The sequence below is a fragment of the Streptomyces ruber genome, from assembly GCF_014648075.1.
GTDB classification, from domain to species: Bacteria; Actinomycetota; Actinomycetes; order Streptomycetales; family Streptomycetaceae; genus Streptomyces; species Streptomyces ruber.
This window is the reverse complement of record NZ_BMQK01000004.1, coordinates 389,520-409,326: the sequence shown is the minus strand read 5'-3', so window position 1 is coordinate 409,326 and position 19,807 is coordinate 389,520. Positions and strand designations below refer to the sequence as shown.

The following is a 19,807-nucleotide window of genomic DNA, read 5'->3' as shown; positions in this document are numbered from 1 at the left end:
CACCCGGCCCGGCGTGATGCCGGTCACTGAGGCAGGGACTCCGCGCCCGCGTGGGTGCGACGGACGGCGCCTGTAGGGTCCCGCCAAAGATCACCGTTCAGCACCGTCCGGCGGTTCTCATGACGTGAACGGACGTGAACATTCCGTAACGTGGACGTCCAGATGCTGGTCAGCTGTACCTTCCGGCCGTGCAGGCCCACCAGACTGGCCGCGTTTTTGCCCTAGTACAAGAAACCGCACACGTAACGGACGTCCCTCTATGCCCTCCCGCTCCTCTCGCACCACCCCCGAGGCCGCGCCGGAGCCCCCGGCCGCGGACGCCTCTCTTCCCCACGGCCTGAAGCAGCGGCATCTGTCGATGATCGCCCTGGGCGGGGTGATCGGCGCGGGCCTGTTCGTCGGCTCCGGGGCGGGCATCGCCGCCGCCGGCCCGTCGATCGTCGTCGCGTACGCGCTGTCCGGCCTGCTCGTCATGCTGGTGATGCGGATGCTCGGCGAGATGTCGGCCGCGTATCCGTCGTCCGGCTCCTTCTCGTCCCACGCGGAGCGGGCCATCGGCCCCTGGGCGGGCTTCACCGCGGGCTGGGCCTTCTGGGTGCTGATGTGCACCGCGGTCGGCCTGGAGGCCATCGGCGCCGCCAAGATCGTGACCGGCTGGCTGCCGGGGACGCCCGAGTGGGTGTGGGTGGCGCTGTTCATGGTGGTGTTCCTGGGCACGAACCTGGCCGCGGTGAAGAACTTCGGCGAGTTCGAGTTCTGGTTCGCGGCGCTGAAGGTCGGCGCCATCGTCCTGTTCCTGGCGCTGGGCGTGCTGGCGGTCGCCGGCGTGCTGCCCGGCACGGACTCGCCCGGCTTGAGCAACCTCACCGGCGAGGGCGGCTTCCTGCCGAACGGCAGCGAGGGCCTGGTCATAGGGCTGCTCGCGTCGCTGTTCGCGTACGGCGGACTGGAGACCGTGACGATCGCGGCGGCCGAGTCCGAGAACCCGGTCCGGGGCGTCGCAAGCGCGGTCCGTACGGCGATGTGGCGCATCGCGTTCTTCTACGTCGGCTCGATGGCGGTCGTCGTCACGCTCGTCCCGTGGGACTCGCCGGCGGTCGTCGAGCAGGGTCCCTACGTCGCCGCGCTCGAACAGCTCGGCATCCCCGGCGCCGGACAGCTGATGAACGTGGTCGTGCTGGTCGCGCTGCTGTCGGCGATGAACGCCAACATCTACGGCTCGTCCCGCATGGTCCACTCGCTGGTGCGGCGCGGACAGGGCCCGAAGGCGCTGGCCAGGCTCTCGGGCGGGGTGCCGCGCGCGGCTGTGGTCGCCTCCAGCGCGTTCGGCTTCGTGTGCGTCCTGCTGAGCTACTGGCGGCCGGACGACGTCTTCCCCTGGCTGCTGAACATGGTCGGCGCGGTGATCCTCGTCGTGTGGTTCATGATCGCGATCTCCCAGCTCCTGCTGCGGCGCCGGCTGGAGCGGGAGGCGCCCGAGAAGCTGGTCGTGCGGATGTGGGCGTTCCCGGTGCTCACCTATGTGGCGATGGCGGGCATGGTCGCGGTGCTCGTGCTGATGGCGCGGGAGCCGGACACGCGGGTGCAGCTGTACGCGTCGGGCGGGATGACGCTGGTCCTGGCGGCCATCGGGTACACGCGGCAGAGGGCGCGCGCGAAGAGCTGACGCACGCCCCTCCCTCCCCGGAACGCACAGTTCGACGTCAGCGACTCCGAAGGGCCCTCGCACGGTCGCGTGCGAGGGCCCTTTCGCGTGCGCGGGGGTCGTTCGTACGCGCCGGGTCCCGCCCCGCCCACCCTGTTGCTGCTAGCGTGCAGTTGCAAGTAGATTGCAATAAGAGGTCGGAGAGGACCTGCCATGCCCATCTACACACTCCCTGAACTGCCGTACGACTACTCCGCGCTCGCGCCCGTGATCAGCCCGGAGATCATCGAGCTGCACCACGACAAGCACCACGCGGCGTACGTGAAGGGCGCGAACGACACGCTGGAGCAGATCGCGGAGGCGCGGGACAAGGATGCGTGGGGTTCGATCAACGGCCTGGAGAAGAGCCTGGCCTTTCACCTCTCCGGCCACATCCTGCACTCCATCTACTGGCACAACATGACCGGCGACGGCGGCGGTGAGCCGCTGGCGGTCGACGGTGTGGGCGAGCTCGCCGACGCGATCGCCGAGTCATTCGGTTCCTTCGCCGGGTTCAAGGCCCAGTTGTCGAAGGCGGCGGCCACCACGCAGGGCTCCGGCTGGGGCGTGCTGGCGTACGAGCCGCTCAGCGGGCGCCTCGTCGTCGAGCAGGTCTACGACCACCAGGGCAACGTCGGCCAGGGCTCGGTCCCGATCCTCGTCTTCGACGCCTGGGAGCACGCCTTCTACCTGCAGTACAGGAACCAGAAGGTCGACTTCATCGAGGCCATGTGGCAGGTCGTCAACTGGCAGGACGTGGCCCGGCGGTACGAGGCCGCCAAGTCCCGCGCGGACGTGCTGCTGCTGGCTCCCTGAGGGGCCGCGAGTCGTCCTGCTCGTGATCGTCTTCTCACCGCTCACCGGGCAGGCGGAAAGGGGGGAGCCCCGCGAGGTCGTGACTCGCGGGGCTCCCTCGTGCGCGGTACTTCCGGTAGCCGCAGCTCCGCTGCATGGTGACGTCATGCCGATACTGCCGTGCCACACCTGCGACTCCCGGGAACCGCATCGTGAGCTGACCCGGGACGAGAAGGAGTGGCTCAAGGACCGCCTCGTGAAGAGGAACGTCGACGACTACCGCATGTGCGAGGCACCAGGGTGCCGGCACGTCCGCACGGGACTGCGCCAGTGCGCGGGCTACGGTGACCGGCACATCCGGATACCGGAACCGGACTGACCTGCGCCCGGCCGCTCACAGATTGCTGAAGTCCGGCCCCTTCGTGCGCGTGCGCTTGATCTCGTAGAAGCCCGGGATCGAGGCGACCATCAGGGTGCCGTCCCACAGCCTGGCCGCCTCCTCGCCCTTGGGCGCCGGGGTGACGACCGGGCCGAAGAAGGCGATCTGCTCGCCGTCGGCGCCGGGGACCGCGATGACCGGCGTGCCCACCTCCTGGCCGACCTTGTCGATGCCCTCCTTGTGGGAGGCGCGCAGCTCCTGCTCGTACGGGGTGGCGTCCCAGTGGTCCATCAGGGACTCGGGCAGGCCGACGTCCGCGAGCGCCCGGGCGACGACCTCCTTCTCGATGCCCTCGCCCTGGTTGTGGACGCGGGTGCCGAGCGCCGTGTAGAGGTCGCCGAGCACCTCGGCGCCGTGCTCCTGCTGGGCGGCGATGACGACCCGCACCGGGCCCCACGCCTTCTTCTCCAGCATCTCCCGGTACTCCTCGGGGAGCTCGTCGAGCTTGTCCTCGTTGAGGACGGCCAGGCTCATCAGGTGCCAGCGGACCTCGATGTCGCGGACCTTCTCGACCTCCAGGACCCAGCGCGAGGTCATCCAGGCCCACGGGCACAGCGGGTCGAACCAGAAGTCCACGGGGGTCTTGCCGGAGGAACCCGAGGACGTGGGGGAGGTCGTCGCGGCGGACTGCTCGGACATGGCGCTCCTAGGAAGACGGTCTTTTCTCCGGGCAACACCGTCACACGCCCGCGCCATTCCCGTGCCGTTCCCGCGCCGCGCGCCCCCGCCCGCTGTCCGGTGTCAGGAGCGCATGGGAGGATCGGCCCTGTCCACATGTCGTGCACCAACCGAGGGAGTGGCGCCGTGCCCGGTGAGAATCTGTCCCGCGACGAGGCCCGGGAGCGGGCCGCGCTGCTGTCCGTCGACGGGTACGAGGTGTCGCTCGACCTGCGGTCCGCCGTCGGTGACGCCGGACCGGGGCCGCGCACCTTCCGTTCGGTGACCACCATCCGCTTCCGGTGCTCGGACCCGGGCGCCACCAGCTTCGCCGACCTGATCGCGCCGAGCGTCACCGCGGTGTCCCTGAACGGCAAGGACCTCGACCCGAGCGAGGTCTTCGACGGCACGCGGATCGTGCTGGAGGACCTCGCCCCCGACAACGAGCTGGTGGTCGACGCCCAGTGCGCGTACTCCCGCACGGGCGAGGGCATGCACCGCTTCGTCGACCCGGAGGACGGCGAGGTCTACCTCTACACCCAGTACGAGCCGGCCGACTCGCGCCGGGTCTTCGCCAACTTCGAGCAGCCGGACCTGAAGGCTCCGTTCCGCTTCGAGGTCCGGGCGCCCGAGGGCTGGACGGTGTGGAGCAACGGCGTCGGTGAGCGGCACGACGGGGTGTGGCGGTTCGCGGAGACGAAGCCGATCTCCACGTACATCACGGCGGTCGTGGCGGGCCCGTACCACTACGTGACGGACACCTACGAGCGGACGTTCGAGGACGGGACGCGGCTGGAGATCCCGCTGGGCGCGATGTGCCGCAAGGGCCTCGCCCCGCACTTCGACGCCGACGACGTCTTCCTCGTCACCAAGCAGGGCCTGGACTTCTTCCACGACCACTTCGACTACCCGTACCCGTTCGGGAAGTACGACCAGGCGTTCGTGCCCGAGTACAACCTCGGCGCCATGGAGAACCCCGGGATGGTCACCTTCCGCGAGGAGTTCATCTTCCGCGGAAAGGTCACGCAGGCGTCGTACGAGCGCCGGGCGAACGTGATCCTGCACGAGATGGCGCACATGTGGTTCGGCGACCTGGTGACCATGGTGTGGTGGGACGACCTGTGGCTCAAGGAGTCCTTCGCGGACTTCATGGGCTCCTTCTCGATGGTCGGGGCGACCCGGTTCACCGACGGCTGGATCACCTTCGCCAACAACCGCAAGGCCTGGGCGTACCGCGCCGACCAGCTGCCCTCCACGCACCCGGTCACGGCCGACATCCCCGACCTGGAGGCCGCGAAGCTCAACTTCGACGGCATCACCTACGCCAAGGGCGCCTCCGTGCTCAAGCAGCTCGTGGCGTACGTCGGCCAGGACGCCTTCCTGGACGGCGCGCGGCGCTACTTCAAGCGCCACGCGTACGGCAACACGCGCCTCGGTGACCTGCTGTCGGTGCTGGAGGAGACCTCCGGGCGCGACATGACTGCCTGGTCGCGGTCATGGTTGCAGACCGCCGGCGTCAACTCCCTCACCCCGCAGGTGCTCCTCGACGCCGAGGGCCGGATCGACGAGCTGGCGGTCGTCCAGGAGGCGCCCGAGTCGCACCCGGAGCTGCGGCCGCACCGGGTGGCCGTGGGCCTGTACCGGCGTGACGGGAAGGGGTCCCTGGAGCGGTACGCGCGCGCGGAGGCCGACGTGCACGGGGCGCGTACGGTCGTGACGGAGCTGGCGGGGGCCGAGGCGCCCGAGCTGGTGCTGGTCAACGACGACGACCTCACGTACTGCAAGATCCGCTTCGACGAGGCGTCGCTGGCGACGCTGCGCGAGCACCTCGGGAACGTCACCGACCCGCTCGCCCGGGCGCTGTGCTGGTCGGCGCTGTGGAACCTGACCAGGGACGCGCTGCTGCCCGCGCGGGACTTCGTCGACCTGGTGCTGCGGTTCGCGGGGCGCGAGTCGGACATCGGGGTGCTGCAGATGCTGCACGCCTGGGCGCGGTCGGCGCTGACGCACTACGCGGCGCCCGGCTGGCGCGCGGAGGGCGGCCGGCTGCTCGCCGAGGGCGCGCTGCGCGAGCTGCGCGCGGCGGCGCCCGGCAGCCAGCACCAGCTCACCTGGGCACGCTTCTTCGCCTCGGTCGCGGCGGGCCCGGAGGACTTCCGGCTGCTGCGGGAGCTGATGGAGGGCACCGAGAAGATCGACGGCCTGGAGGTGGACCAGGAGCTGCGGTGGGCGTTCCTGGAGCCGCTGGCCGCGCACGGGGAGGCCGACGAGAGGGTCCTCGCCGCCGAGCTGGCCCGCGACGACACCGCGTCCGGCAAGCGGCACCAGGTGCGCTGTCTGGCCGCCCGGCCCTCGGCCGAGGTCAAGGCGCAGGCGTGGGCGCAGGTCGTGGAGTCGGACACGCTGTCCAACGCCCTCGTCGAGGCGACGATCGCGGGCTTCGAGCAGCCGTCCCAGCGGGAGCTGATCGCACCGTACGCGGAGAAGTACTTCGCGGCGATCGAGCGGGTGTGGCGGGAGCGGTCCATCCAGATCGGCATGGACGTGGTGCGGGGGCTGTTCCCGTCCCTCGCGGACTCCACGGACACCCTCGCCGCCACGGACGCCTGGCTGTCGGCGCACGAGGACGCCCCGCCGGCCCTGCGCAGGCTGGTGCTGGAGGCGCGGGACGACCTGGCGCGGACGCTGCGCGGGCAGGCCTGCGACGCGGCGGCGGCACGGTAGCCGTACGGCCGCGCGCGTGAGGCCGCGGCGGGGCACGCGAGGTTGACGCGCCGCCCCGCCGCGGCCGTTACGAAACACGGGCGCGGAGAGCCGTGACGTGCCCCGCTCCCCGCCCGGACCAGCGGCTCCCGGCACCCGGGCGCCCGGGTGCGGAGCCGCGCTTGTCCGGATCCTTCGACGAGCGTGTAACAGCGGTCGGAGAAGCCGGCGGGCTCGGGAAACTCCAGGTCATGAACCACGACGCCCCGCTGTCCCGCCGTCCCCGGACCCGCCTCACCGGCATCAGGCGCCAGGTGCTGACCACCGCCCAGCTGCGCACCCACGGCGTCACACCCGCCGAGACGAACGAACAGTGCCGCCCCGGCGGTCCCTGGCAGCAGATCCTGCCGGGGGTGTACCTGCTCCACCCGGGCCCGCCCACCCCGGAGGAGCGTCTGCACGCGGTCCTGCTGTACGCGGCCCGCTCACGGGAGTCCGGCGGGGTACCGGTCCAGCCCGGCGCCGGCGACCCGCGCGCCGGCGCCACCGCGGCCGCCGGAGCCACCGCAGCCGCCGACGCCGCCGATGCCGCCGAGTACACGGACGCGATGGTGACGGGCCTGGCCGCTCTCGCCCTGCACGGGTTCACCTGCGCTCCCCCGCTGCTGTCGCTGGAGCGGATCGACGTCCTGGTGCCCCGGCTGCGCCGGCTGCGCTCGACGGGCTGCGCGCACGTCCTGCGGGTTCCCGTGCTGCCCGCCCCGGTGCAGATCGCCGTTCCCCGGGTGTCCGGCCCGGCGCGGGCAGGGGGCGCCCACGTCCCGGTCGCCCCGGTGCCGCGCGCCCTCGCCGACGCCGTGGCGGAGCTGGACGACGGGGCCTCCGTACGCCGTCTGCTGACGGAGGCGGTCCGCGCGGGCCACTGCGAGGCGGCGGCGGTGGTACGGGAACTGACCCGGGCCAGGCTGCTGCACCGCCCCCACGTGGTGGACGCCGTCGACTCGCTGCTGGCCGAGGGCAGGGCCATCGCGGAGGACCGCCTCTACCGGATGGTCGAGGAGCACGGCCTGCCGGACCCGGTGTGGAACGTCGAGCTCGCGCTGCCGGGCGGCCCGCACCTGGGCGGCGTGGACGCGTACTGGCCGGAGCACGCGGTGGCCGTCGAGCTCGACACCCGGGCGCCCCGCCAGGACGACGACACCGACGCCGTGTGGTCGGAGTACGCCCGCAGGCGCGATCACCTGGAACGCCTCGGCATCACGGTCGTCCACATCACCCCCAGGAAGCTCCGCGACTGCCCGGACCAGCAGGCGGTGGTGGTCCGCACGGCCCTCATGGCCTCGACCGACCGGGAGCCGGCCCCGTACGTGGTGGTGGCCCCCCGGTAGCCGCGCCCGGTCAGGCCCGGCCCGCCACGTGGCCGGCGGCCGGGCGCTCCCGCCACAGCGTCAGGGCCGCGTCCACCAGGCTCACGCGCTCCAGGTCCGGCACCGTGTCGAGCGGGTGCCAGGCGGCCCTGTCGGTGGAGCCGTTCGTCTCGTGGCGCAGCTCGCCGCCGGTGACGCGGGCCTCGTAGACGATCCGCAGGCCGTGGAAGTCGGCGACGGTGCTGAAGCGGCGGGGGTAGTGCCGCGTCATGGAGTCGATGCCGAGGAGGGCTGTCGGCTCGACCGCGTACCCGGTCTCCTCGGCGACCTCGCGGACGACCGTGTCGTAGGGATCCTCCCCGTGGTCCATGCCGCCGCCCGGCAGCGTCCACCGTCTGCTGCCGTCCCGGCCGACCAGGCGGGCCAGCAGCAGCCTTCCGTCGCGTACGCATATCGCGTACGCCGCCACCCTCAACTCCTCACGCATGCGCGCAGACCTTACACAGAAGGTCCTTCGCAGGTGTGGACGATCGGCGGACATGTCCGTCCATCAGCCGCTATCAACTCCCTGAGAGGAAGCGGAATCACGTCACCACTTTGTTAACGTCACGATCACCCCTCCCCAAACTGCTGTTCTATGGGTAAGGCTGAGCGGTCGTCCGGTGCCACATTCCGGACGAGAGCGATCCGTATCGCCGCTCGGATCGCCGCCGATCGTTCCTTTACGCACAAGGGATGCCGATGACCCAGACCCCTCAGCGCACCCCCGCACCGGGTGCCAGACGCGTGGCCCGGATAGCCGTGGCCGCGGGACTGGTGGCCGCGCTGTCCGCCGCCGGGCCGATACCCCTGGCCTTCGCCGCGGACGCCCCCGCCACCACCACACCCGCCGAGGGTGAGCCGAAGTCCGCGCACGACAAGCTCGGTTCGGCCGACGCCGACCTGCTCGCCGAGGCCAAGGCGGACGGCGAGAAGAACATCACCATGATGATCGCCACCGAGCCGGGCGAGACGGACCAGGTGGCCGGGCAGCTGGACGCGGTGGACGGCGGCGCCGTGGGCCGCACCTACGACGAGCTCGGCTACGTCCGGGCCACCGTCCCCACGAAGAAGGCCGACGCCGCCATCGAGGCGGCCACCAAGCTGTCCTCCGTGCACGGCATCGACCTGCGGCACGAGATCCAGCTCGACGACCCGACGCCGGCCGGGGACACCGCCGAGGGCGCCGAGGTGTCGAAGGGCTCGAAGTCCAAGGCGTACCCCGCGCCCGGCCGGAAGACCCCCGCCGAGAACCCGTACAACCCCTCGTTCGAGACGGGCGCCGTCGACTTCGTGAAGCAGAACCCGAAGGCGGACGGCCGCGGCGTCACCATCGGCGTCCTGGACACCGGTGTCGACCTCGGTCACCCGGCGCTGCAGAAGACCACCACCGGCGAGCGCAAGATCGTCGACTGGGTGACGGCCACCGACCCGATCGTGGACGGCGACGGCACCTGGCGCATGATGAACACGGCGGTCTCCGGCCCGGTGTTCACCTGGGGCGGCGCCACCTGGAAGGCCCCCGCGGGCGACTACCGCATCCAGCGCTTCAGCGAGAACGTCACGGCCGGCGGCGACGCCAACGGCGACGTCGACCGCGACGGCGACACGACCGACAGCTGGGGCGTCCTGTACGACGCCGCGGCCGGCACGGTCCGCGTCGACCTGAACAACAACAACGACTTCACCGACGACACCCCGATGAAGCCGTACAAGGACGGCTACCAGATCGGGTACTTCGGCACGGACGACCCGTCCACCGAGATCGCCGAACGCCAGCCGTTCGTCGTGGAGATCCGCAAGGACGTGCCGACCGACCCGTACGGCGGCGCCTGGGTCGGCAAGACCGCCGACTTCGTCAACATCGGCATCATCGAGTCCGAGCACGGCACGCACGTCGCGGGCATCACCGCCGCCAACTCCCTGTTCGGCGGGAAGATGAACGGCGCGGCGCCCGGTGCGCAGGTCGTCTCCTCGCGCGCCTGCATCTTCGGCGCCGGGTGCACCAACGTGGCGCTCACCGAGGGCATGATCGACCTCGTCGTGAACCGCGGCGTGGACATCGTCAACATGTCCATCGGCGGCCTGCCCGCGCTCAACGACGGCAACAACGCGCGCGCCGAGCTCTACACCCGGCTCATCGACACCTACGGCGTCCAGCTGGTGATCTCCGCGGGCAACTCCGGCCCCGGCGCCAACACCATCGGCGACCCGTCCCTCGCGGACAAGGTGATCTCGGTCGGCGCGTCCGTCTCCCGGGAGACCTGGGCCGCCAACTACGGCTCCGAGGTGAAGAAGAAGTACAACATGTTCCCGTTCTCCTCACGCGGCCCGCGCGAGGACGGCGGCTTCACCCCGACCCTGACCGCGCCCGGCGCCGCGATCAACACGATCCAGACCTGGATGCCCGGCGCGCCCGTCGCCGAGGCCGGCTACACGCTGCCCCCCGGCTACGGCATGCTCCAGGGCACCTCGATGGCCTCGCCGCAGGCCGCGGGCGCGATGGCGCTGCTGCTGTCGGCCGCGAAGCAGAAGGACATCGACCTCACCCCGGCGAAGCTGCGCACCGCGGTCACCTCGACCGCCGACCACATCAGCGGCGTCCAGGCGTACGAGGAGGGCGTCGGCGTCCTCAACGTCGTCGACGCGTGGAAGTCGATCCGCAAGGGCGCGACCGCGCACGAGTACACGGTGAAGGCCCCGGTCGACACCGCGATCGACTACGCCCTCAAGACCCCGGGCTTCGGCACGGGCCTGTACGACCGCGAGGGCGGCCTGGAGGCCGGGCAGCAGAAGACGTACGACGTCACCGTCACCCGGACCACCGGCTCCGAGCGGCCGGTCCGCCACGAGCTGCACCTGGAGAACAACAGCGGCAAGACGTTCCGCATCGTCGGTGACGACGTGGTCTCGCTGCCGCTGAACAAGCCGGTCACCGTGAAGATCGCCGCCAAGCCGCGCTCCGCCGGGCTGCACAGCGCGATCCTGGAGGTCGACGACCCGCGCACCGAGGGCATCGACAAGCAGGTCATGAACACGGTGGTCGTCTCCGAGCCGCTGCAGCACACGTTCTCGGCCAAGGGCAAGGTCGAGCGCAACGATCCGACCTCGTACTTCGTGACCGTCCCCGAGGGCGCGAAGACGCTGGAGGTCGCGATCGGCGGACTGAGGACGGGCAGCCAGACCCGGTTCATCGCCATCCACCCGTACGGCGTCCCGGCCGACCCGACCTCGACGGTCAACTGCTACGACAACTACCTCGACGGCAACGGCTGCCGCCCCGACGTGCGGGCGTACGAGAACCCGCAGCCGGGCGTCTGGGAGATCGAGGTCGAGGCACGCCGCACGTCGCCGCTGCTCGACAACCCGTACCGGCTGGACGTCTCCGTCCTCGGCGCGACCTTCGACCCGGAGCTCGTGACGATCCCCGAGGCCACGGCCGGTGAGCCGACCGCCGTCTCCTGGAAGGTCACCAACGACCTCGCCCCGGTCGACGGCAGGCTCGTGGGCGGCGGGCTCGGCTCGTCGAGGACGGACCGGCCGGTCATCGAGGACGGTGCCCGGCAGACCTTCACGGTGGAGGTGCCCGAGGGCGCCGAGTCGCTCGACGTGGCCATCGGCAACGTCTCGGACACGGCCGCCGACCTCGACCTGGCCGTGCTGAACGCCGCGGGCACGCAGGTCGGCAGCTCCGCCGACGGCGACTCGGAGGAGTCGGTGTCGGTCAGCAGGCCGGCCGCGGGCACGTACACCGTCGTCGTGGACGCCTACTCGGTCCCGGGCGGGTCGACGGAGTACGACTACCGCGACGTGTACTTCTCGTCCACGCTCGGCGAGATCCGGGTGGACGGCACGTCGGTGCGGCTCGGCACGGGTGAGTCGGCGACGTTCTCCGGCTCGGTCGTCCCGGCCGCCCAGGCGCCGGAGGGCCGGGAGTTCTTCGGCCGCGTCCAGCTGGTGAACGCGCGCGGCACGGCCGCGGGCACCGGCAGCGTGGTGATCGAGAAGGTCACCTCGTAACGGGTCGGCCTTCACCCTGGGGCGGGCGTCCGGTCACGGGCGCCCGCCCTTTCCCGTGCGCCTCCTCCCCCGCCGCGTCCGAGTCGTACGTCACACCGCGGGTGCCCCGGGCCCGGGCGGGGCAGGCGGGCCGGGACCGCACGGCTTCCCGTTCGGGGCCCGCGCCGGGCGTGAATCCTGCGGGGCGGGGCGCGCGGGCGCGTCGAGCCTCCGCCCGGCGCGCCTCCCGCCGCCGCATCCGGCCCCCGGACCGCCGGGCAAAGGATTGGACACGTGGACCCGGGCGGGACGCATGATGGAAGGGCCACATCCCTGCCTCACGCAGGTATGCGCAGGTAGAAGAGCCGCTGAAAGAGCCGTACGCACCCAGAAGGAGTCGCCGTGAGGGTCGGAATCGTCGGAGCCACCGGTCAGGTCGGCACGGTCATGCGCAGGATCCTCGCGGAGCGGGAGTTCCCGGTCACCGAGCTGCGCCTGTTCGCCTCGGCCCGCTCGGCCGGGTCGGTGCTCGACGGCGTGACGGTGGAGGACGCGGCGACGGCCGACTACACGGGCCTCGACATCGTGCTGTTCTCCGCGGGCGGCTCGACCTCGAAGGCGCTGGCCGAGAAGGTGGCCGCCCAGGGTGCCGTCGTGATCGACAACTCCTCGGCCTGGCGCCGCGACCCCGAGGTGCCCCTCGTCGTCGCCGAGGTGAACCCGCACGCGGTCGCCGTGCGTCCCAAGGGCATCATCGCCAACCCGAACTGCACGACGATGGCCGCCATGCCGGTGCTGCGCCCGCTGCACGCCGAGGCCGGTCTCGAGGCGCTGGTCGTCGCCACGTACCAGGCGGTCTCCGGCTCCGGGCTCGCGGGCGTCGCGGAGCTGCACGGGCAGGCCCAGAAGGTGATCGCGGACGCCGACAAGCTGACCCACGACGGCGCGGCGGTCGACTTCCCCGAGCCGCAGGTGTACAAGCGCCCGATCGCGTTCAACGTGGTCCCGCTGGCCGGCTCGATCGTCGACGACGGCCTGAACGAGACCGACGAGGAGCAGAAGCTCCGCCACGAGTCCCGCAAGATCCTGGAGATCGAGGACCTGAAGGTCTCCGGCACCTGCGTGCGCGTCCCGGTCTTCTCCGGCCACTCCCTCCAGGTGAACGCCCGCTTCGCCCGCCCGATCAGTGTCGAGCGCGCCACGGAGCTGCTCGGCGGCGCCCCCGGTGTGGCCCTCTCCGACATCCCGACCCCGCTGCAGGCGGCGGGCCAGGACCCGTCGTACGTCGGCCGCATCCGCGCCGACGAGACGGTGGAGAACGGTCTCGCCCTCTTCATCTCCAACGACAACCTCCGCAAGGGCGCGGCCCTGAACGCGGTGCAGATCGCGGAGCTGGTGGCGGCGGAGCTGAAGGGCTGACGCCGGCCGGTCACGCGCGTGAGGGCGCCCGCCGATCCGGGCGGGCGCCCTCACCACTGGCCGTGGAAGGATGGCGCAACGCACACATACCGAGGAGATGACCGCGTGCCTGGCACAAACCTGACCCGTGAAGAGGCGCAGCAGCGGGCGAAGCTGCTCACCGTTGACTCGTACGAGATCGATCTCGACCTCTCCGGCGCGCAGGAGGGGGGCACCTTCCGGTCCGTGACCACGGTGCGCTTCGATGCCGCGGAGACCGGCGCGCAGTCCTTCATCGACCTGGTGGCCCCGACCGTCCACGAGGTGACCCTCAACGGCGACGCCCTCGACCCCGCGGAGGTCTTCGCGGACTCCCGCATCGCCCTGCCGGGGCTGCTGGAGGGGCGGAACATCCTCCGTGTCGTCGCCGACTGCGCGTACACGAACACCGGCGAGGGCCTGCACCGGTTCGTGGACCCGGTGGACGACCAGGCGTACCTGTACACCCAGTTCGAGGTGCCGGACGCCCGGCGGGTGTTCGCGAGCTTCGAGCAGCCGGACCTGAAGGCCACGTTCCAGTTCACCGTGAAGGCGCCGGAGGGCTGGACCGTGGTGTCCAACTCGCCGACCCCGGAGCCCAAGGACAACGTCTGGCACTTCGAGCCCACGCCGCGGATCTCCACGTACATCACCGCGCTGATCGCGGGCCCGTACCACTCGGTGCACAGCGTGTACGAGAGGGACGGGCAGAGCGTGCCGCTGGGCATCTACTGCCGTCCCTCGCTCGCCGAGTTCCTCGACGCGGACGCGATCTTCGAGGTGACCCGGCAGGGCTTCGACTGGTTCCAGGAGAAGTTCGACTACGCCTATCCGTTCGCCAAGTACGACCAGCTCTTCGTGCCGGAGTTCAACGCGGGCGCGATGGAGAACGCGGGCGCGGTCACCTTCCGCGACCAGTACGTGTTCCGGTCGAAGGTCACGGACGCCGCGTACGAGGCGCGCGCCGCGACGATCCTGCACGAGCTGGCCCACATGTGGTTCGGCGACCTGGTCACCATGGAGTGGTGGAACGACCTGTGGCTGAACGAGTCGTTCGCCACCTTCGCCGAGGTCGCCTGCCAGGCGTACGCGCCGGACTCGCGCTGGCCGCACTCCTGGACCACCTTCGCCAACCAGATGAAGACCTGGGCCTACCGGCAGGACCAGCTCCCGTCGACGCACCCGATCATGGCGGAGATCAACGACCTGGACGACGTCCTCGTCAACTTCGACGGCATCACCTACGCCAAGGGCGCGTCCGTGCTGAAGCAGCTCGTCGCGTACGTCGGCATGGACGAGTTCTTCCGGGGCGTGCAGGCCTACTTCAAGCGGCACGCGTACGGCAACACGCGCCTGTCCGACCTGCTGGGCGCCCTGGAGGAGACCTCCGGGCGCGACCTGAGGACCTGGTCGAAGAAGTGGCTGGAGACGGCCGGCATCAACGTCCTCCGCCCGGAGATCGAGACGGACGCGAACGGGGTCATCACCTCCTTCGGCATCCGCCAGGAGGCCCCCGCCCTGCCCGCCGGCGCCAAGGGCGAGCCCACCCTGCGCCCGCACCGCGTCGCGGTCGGCTTCTACGACCTCGACGACGCGAGCGGCAAGCTGGTGCGCGGCGAGCGCGTGGAGCTGGACGTGGACGGCGAGCTGACCGCCGTGCCGGAGCTGGTGGGCAAGCGCCGCCCGGCCGTGGTCCTGCTCAACGACGACGACCTGTCGTACGCCAAGGTCCGCCTCGACGAGCAGTCCCTCGCCTTCGTCACCGAGCACCTCGGCGACTTCGAGTGGTCCCTCCCGCGCGCGCTGTGCTGGGCGTCCGCCTGGGACATGACCCGTGACGGCGAGCTCGCCACCCGCGACTACCTGTCCCTGGTGCTCTCCGGCATCGGCAAGGAGTCCGACATCGGCGTCGTGCAGTCGCTGCACCGGCAGGTCAAGCTGGCGGTCGACCTGTACGCCGACCCGGCGGCCCGCGAGACGCTGCTCACCCGCTGGACCGACGCCACGCTGGCCCACCTGCGGTCGGCCGAGCCCGCCTCGGACCACCAGCTGGCCTGGGCGCGCGCCTTCGCCGCGACCGCGCGCACCCCGGAGCAGCTCGACCTGCTGCAGGCCCTGCTGGACGGTTCGCAGACGGTGGAGGGCCTGGCCGTCGACACCGAGCTGCGCTGGGCGTTCGTGCAGCGGCTCGCCGCCGTGGGCCGCTACGACGAGGCGGAGATCGCGGCCGAGTACGAGCGCGACCGGACGGCGGCGGGCGAGCGCCACGCGGCCGCGGCCCGCGCCGCGCGCCCGACCGAGGAGGCCAAGGCGGAGGCCTGGGCGTCGATGGTCACGTCGGACAAGCTCCCGAACGCCGTGCAGGAGGCGGTCATCGCGGGCTTCGTCCAGACCGACCAGCGGGAGCTGCTCGCCCCGTACACGGAGAAGTACTTCGAGGCGGTCAAGGGCGTCTGGGACTCCCGTTCCCACGAGATGGCCCAGCAGATCGCCGTCGGTCTGTACCCGTCGGTGCAGGTCTCCCAGGAGACCCTGGACCGTACGGACGCCTGGCTGGACTCCGTCGACCCGAGCCCGGCGCTGCGTCGGCTCGTCTCCGAGTCCCGCGCGGGCGTGGAGCGCGCCCTGAAGGCGCAGGGGGCGGACGCCGCGGCGAAGTAAGCCGCTCGCGACGTGCTGAGGGGCGCCCGGTGGCTCACCGGGCGCCCCTTGCCGTGTCCGTACGCGTCCCTTCGCCGTCGTCCGCGCCCAGCAGCAGGCGGGCGAGGCGCAGCATGGCGTGGACGTGCAGGGTCGTCTGCCGGCGCACGGGCAGCCAGCGGGCACCGAAGACGGTCTCCAGCTCCCGGGACCACCGCCGCACCATGTCGTCGAGCGCGCCCGCGGCCACCGGGTCGGCGGGCGGGTCGCCGAGTGTCTGCCGCAGCATCGCCGCCGCGCGCAGCGGGAGACGCCGGGCCGCGATGTCGAGGGAGACGGAGTTGCCCACGGTGGTGGCGAGTCCTACCCCGCCGAGGCCCTCGGCGAGATAGGTCGTCCAGGTGCGCACGATGGCGGTACCGACGCCGAGCAGTTCGCGGGCGGCCTCGTCGTACGGCAGCAGGTCGGCGGGCGGAGGGTCGCCCGGGCCGGGGCCGAGGACCGCCTCCACCTGCGCGGCGCGCTCCAGCAGGATCCGGCTCACCCGGGCGATGTGCTCCTCGGACGCGGCCGTGGGCCGGGGGTCGGCCACGGCGTCCACCGCCCACATCGGGGCCTCGATCACGGCCGAGACGGTGCCGTACCGCATGGGGTACGTCCAGGTCACCTCGGAGCGGAAGCCGGACGCGTCGCGCTCGCCCGCGGGTCCGGTGCCGGGCAGCACCAGCACGCCGGGGCCCTCGACGAACCAGTCCATGCCGTCGAAGGGCCGGTCCTCCACCGGGATCCGCAGGTTCCCGGCCAGTTCACGGAAGGCGCGGGCGGCGCCGGGCACCGCGCGGGTCAGCTGCAGGAAGGTTCCGCCAACCTCGATGCCGTGCAGCGAGAACTGGACGGCCGGCCGCAGTTCGTCGAGCAGGTCCACGAGCGCGTCGGACTCGGGCAGGGGCGCCCCCGCCCGGCCCCCGACGGGCCGGGACTCGGGCTGGCAGGTGAACTGCTGCCGGTAGAAGTGCCGGTAGTAGTGCTCGACGCCCCATTCCCCGTACGGCCAGCCGTGGCGCTCGCTCAGGGCCAGGCCGTCGGGGTCCAGGCAGAGCAGGACGTGCCAGGCGCAGTCGAGGGCGTCGAGCACGGCGGGGTCCAGGGCCAGCCGCTCGGCCAGGTGCAGCGCGGAGGCACCGCCGACGGGTTCGTTGGCGTGGGCGCCGGCGACCGTGAGCACGTCGCGCCGCCCGCGCCCGGCGGACAGCAGCCACAGCGGGCGGCCCGCGCGCGAGGTGCCGACGGCACGCAGCCGCAACAGACCGGGGTACGTGACGGCCAGGCGTCCGGCGTGCCGGGCGAGTTCGCCGGTGGTGGGGTAGCGCCCCGCGGTGACGGACCGGGCGACGGGGGACCCGGGCGCGGACTCGGGGGTGAAGAGTTCCCGCAGGCCTGTCGCGGGCGCGGAACCGGCGGTAGCAGCCACGCCAACTCCTTTGCCGGGAACGGACGGTGGTGTTCCGGGGCGGTCACGAGCGGGTTCTGCCCAAGGCTCGGCTGGCCGGTCGGGAGTGTCAAGCCCACCTTCGCGCACATCCTGGCGGCCGTCCGGAGGTCGCCCGGAGGCCCCTGGAGGCCACCCGCAGGCCACGGGGCATGACGGCCGTACGGGGCCGCGTAGGATACTCGCCCCATGAATCGCTGCGCCGACTCCGCCGACCCCCTTCACCCGGCCGGGGAACCCGCCAGGGACCCCGTCGACGCGATCATCGGCCAGTGGGCGGTGGCGCGGCCCGACCTGGACACCACCGCGATGGAGGTGTTCGGGCGGATCCACCGGCTCTCCCGCGCCCTGGGCGACCGCATGGACAGGGCGTACGCGCGGTACGGCGTCTCGCGCGGCGAGTTCGACGTGCTGGCCACCCTGCGCCGCGCGGAACCCCCGCACACGCTGTCCCCCCGGCAGCTCTCGGCGACGCTGCTGCTCACCACGGGCGGCATGACCGGCCGCCTGGACAAGCTGGAGCGCGCGGGGCTGCTGCGCCGCTCGCCCGACCCGCACGACCGGCGGGGACTGCGGGTGACCCTCACGGACGAGGGGCTGCGGCTGGTCGACGAGGCGGTCGTCGCCGGGCTGGCCGTGCAGAACGAGGCGCTGTCCCGTCTGGACGAGAAGCAGGCCGGGGAACTGGCCGATCTGCTGCGGGTGCTGGTGCGATCGAACGGGGCCTGACGCTCCGCGGGGTGCGCCTTGGGTGGTGCGGTGCGTTGTGGGGTGCGCCATGTAGTGCGTTGTGCGGTGCGGGTGCGCCGTGGCTGGTCGCGCCCGCGCGGCGGAGCCGTGTCAACACAGCCCCGCGTCCCTTCACGCTGCGCCCCGGCGGCCTCCCGCGGCCCTCAGGGCCGCCTCCACCGTCTCCGCGTCCGCCTTGTCGTCGTCCGTCGCCCAGGCCACGTATCCGTCCGGACGCACCAGCACGGTCGTGCGCCGGGCGCTCGCCCAGCGCTCCACGGTGAGGCGGTCCCCGAGGTGCTCGAGTCGCCCGGGGGACAGGGCCGCGGACGGTTCGCGCGGGACGATCAGTACGAACCGGCCGCCGCGCAGGGCCTCGTAGAGGCGACCGCCCTTCAGGGCGACGTCCGGGACGCGGGCGCCGGCCAGCCGGTGGGAGCCGCGGGGGGCGGCGTACCTGTACCCGACGGCGGTGATCCGGCCGAGCACGCGGGCGCGGACGGGGCCGATGCGGGTGAGGAGCGGGGGCAGCGCGGCCCGCAGCGTCAGCGTCCAGGGGCGCCTGGCCATCGCCAGCCGCAGGAGCCCGCCGCTGATGCGGAGCACGGACCGGCCGACGGGATGGCGTTCGGCGTGGTAGGTGTCCAGCAGGTCCGGGTCCGCGTGGCCGCCGACGACCGCCGCGAGCTTCCAGCTCAGGTTGGCCGCGTCCTGGAGCCCGGTGTTCAGCCCCAGGCCGCCGGCCGGGCTGTGGACGTGAGCGGCGTCCCCGGCGAGGAGGACGCGGCCGGCCCGGTACTCGGGGACCTGGCGCTCGTCGCTGTGGAAACGGGACATCCAGCGGGCGTCGTGCATGCCGTAGTCGTGGCCGGCGGCGAGCCGGACGACGGCCCTGACCTCGTCGAGCGCGAGCGGCTCGCTGTCGGGGACGTCGCGCCCGCGGTCCCAGCCGATGACCCGGTGGTACCCGTCGCCGAAGGGGATGAGCAGCGCGAAGGCGTCACCGGTGGCGTGCGCGCTCAGCGTGTCCGCGGGTGCCTCGTCGAGCAGCACGTCGGCGAGGACCACGGACCGGATGACCGACCGTCCCGGGAAGGGCAGGCCGACCGCCTCCCGTACGGCGCTGCGGTGCCCGTCGGCCCCGACGACGTACGCGGCGGTCAGCTCCTCCCGTTCGCCGCCCGGCCCCGTGACCCGCACGGTGACCGCGTCGGCGTCCTGGACCAGGCCGGTGACCTCGGTCTCGTACCGGAACCGCACCCCGGCCCCGGCCGCCCGCCGCTCGAGCACCGCCTCCACCTCGTACTGCGGGATCACGAGCACGTGCCGGAAGCGGGACGGCACGGCGTCGAACCGGAGGGTGAACCCGCCGAAGAGCCGGGCCCGGCCCACCGGGCGGCCGATCGCCTCCAGCTCGTCGGCGAGCCCGCGGGCGTCGAGCTGCTCCAGGGTGCGGGCGTGCACGGCGAACGCGCGGGAGAGGTTGCTGACCGTGTGCGGGCGCTTCTCGACGAGGGTGACGTCGACGCCCGCGGCGGCCAGGTCACCGGCCAGCAGCAGGCCGGTGGGGCCCGCGCCGACGACGATGACGTTGCGCGGTTCGGCGGCGGGATGAGGGAGGGAGTGGGGGAGGGAGTAGGGAACGGAGTGGGTGGTGCCGGTCATGGCGGCCTCCTGGGTGCCCTGGTGCCCCGAATGTGACGGGCGCCGGCCGGCGCGTACCGACCGACGACTGCTGGCCGACGACTGTTGGCCGAGGACTGCTGCCCAACGACTGTTGGCCGACGACTGCTGGCCGAGGACTGCCGGCCGACGACTGCTGGCCGACG

13 protein-coding genes are annotated in these 19,807 nt (G+C 72.2%); 9 read left to right on the top strand and 4 right to left on the bottom strand.

Translation table 11 applies throughout. The features are described from left to right. The first annotated feature begins 259 nt into the window (after positions 1-259). From IEZ04_RS13170 to IEZ04_RS13160, 3 genes are all read left to right on the top strand, one after another. On the top strand, positions 260-1,666 hold the full coding sequence (locus IEZ04_RS13170; RefSeq protein WP_189216976.1) for an amino acid permease: 1,407 nt from the start codon (positions 260-262) through the stop codon (positions 1,664-1,666). A 192-nt stretch (positions 1,667-1,858) separates the two neighbouring features. Continuing rightward, positions 1,859-2,500 (top strand): superoxide dismutase, encoded by a 642-nt coding sequence (locus tag IEZ04_RS13165; RefSeq protein ID WP_189216975.1) that lies wholly within the window; start codon positions 1,859-1,861, stop codon positions 2,498-2,500. A gap of 145 nt (positions 2,501-2,645) precedes the next feature. Continuing rightward, positions 2,646-2,858 (top strand): hypothetical protein, encoded by a 213-nt coding sequence (locus tag IEZ04_RS13160; RefSeq protein ID WP_189216974.1) that lies wholly within the window; start codon positions 2,646-2,648, stop codon positions 2,856-2,858. 15 nt (positions 2,859-2,873) lie between these two features. Here the strand turns inward: IEZ04_RS13160 and IEZ04_RS13155 are convergent, their stop codons facing one another. Beyond that, a complete protein-coding gene (locus tag IEZ04_RS13155) occupies positions 2,874-3,557 on the bottom strand; it encodes a mycothiol-dependent nitroreductase Rv2466c family protein (RefSeq protein WP_189216973.1) in 684 nt (227 codons plus the stop codon). 165 nt (positions 3,558-3,722) lie between these two features. Here IEZ04_RS13155 and pepN (IEZ04_RS13150) point away from each other — a divergent pair, with 165 nt between their 5' ends. Together pepN (IEZ04_RS13150) and IEZ04_RS13145 are read left to right on the top strand one after the other, a co-directional pair. Then, positions 3,723-6,299 (top strand): aminopeptidase N, encoded by a 2,577-nt coding sequence (gene pepN, locus IEZ04_RS13150; protein ID WP_189216972.1) that lies wholly within the window; start codon positions 3,723-3,725, stop codon positions 6,297-6,299. A 230-nt stretch (positions 6,300-6,529) separates the two neighbouring features. Beyond that, a complete protein-coding gene (locus IEZ04_RS13145; protein WP_189216971.1) occupies positions 6,530-7,666 on the top strand; it encodes a putative endonuclease domain-containing protein in 1,137 nt (378 codons plus the stop codon). 10 nt (positions 7,667-7,676) lie between these two features. Here IEZ04_RS13145 and IEZ04_RS13140 read toward each other — a convergent pair whose 3' ends face one another. Beyond that, entirely contained in the window at positions 7,677-8,132 is a 456-nt protein-coding gene (locus IEZ04_RS13140) for an NUDIX hydrolase (RefSeq protein ID WP_189216970.1), read from the bottom strand. A gap of 254 nt (positions 8,133-8,386) precedes the next feature. Between IEZ04_RS13140 and IEZ04_RS13135 the strand changes: the two genes are divergently transcribed. The 3 genes from IEZ04_RS13135 to pepN (IEZ04_RS13125) all read left to right on the top strand — a co-directional run bounded on the left by IEZ04_RS13135 (position 8,387) and on the right by pepN (IEZ04_RS13125) (position 15,781). Next, positions 8,387-11,704: a S8 family serine peptidase gene (locus IEZ04_RS13135; RefSeq protein ID WP_189216969.1), complete on the top strand. Its 3,318-nt coding sequence runs from the start codon at positions 8,387-8,389 to the stop codon at positions 11,702-11,704. Between the two features lie 381 nt (positions 11,705-12,085). Then, positions 12,086-13,102 carry an aspartate-semialdehyde dehydrogenase gene (locus tag IEZ04_RS13130; protein ID WP_189216968.1) on the top strand — a complete coding sequence of 339 codons (1,017 nt, stop codon included), beginning with the start codon at positions 12,086-12,088 and terminating at the stop codon, positions 13,100-13,102. 105 nt (positions 13,103-13,207) lie between these two features. Then, positions 13,208-15,781: an aminopeptidase N gene (pepN, locus tag IEZ04_RS13125; protein ID WP_189216967.1), complete on the top strand. Its 2,574-nt coding sequence runs from the start codon at positions 13,208-13,210 to the stop codon at positions 15,779-15,781. Positions 15,782-15,815: 34 nt separating this feature from the next. Here the strand turns inward: pepN (IEZ04_RS13125) and IEZ04_RS13120 are convergent, their stop codons facing one another. Then, on the bottom strand, positions 15,816-17,231 hold the full coding sequence (locus IEZ04_RS13120; protein ID WP_229821014.1) for a M14 family zinc carboxypeptidase: 1,416 nt from the start codon (positions 17,229-17,231) through the stop codon (positions 15,816-15,818). 207 nt (positions 17,232-17,438) lie between these two features. On the opposite strand from IEZ04_RS13120, the gene IEZ04_RS13115 reads away from it, so the two are divergent. Continuing rightward, on the top strand, positions 17,439-17,978 hold the full coding sequence (locus IEZ04_RS13115; protein ID WP_189216966.1) for a MarR family winged helix-turn-helix transcriptional regulator: 540 nt from the start codon (positions 17,439-17,441) through the stop codon (positions 17,976-17,978). A gap of 132 nt (positions 17,979-18,110) precedes the next feature. On the opposite strand, the gene IEZ04_RS13110 is transcribed toward IEZ04_RS13115, so the two are convergent. After that, complete coding sequence (locus tag IEZ04_RS13110) at positions 18,111-19,643, bottom strand: FAD-dependent monooxygenase (RefSeq protein WP_189216965.1); 1,533 nt, start codon at positions 19,641-19,643, stop codon at positions 18,111-18,113. Positions 19,644-19,807 lie beyond the last annotated feature (164 nt).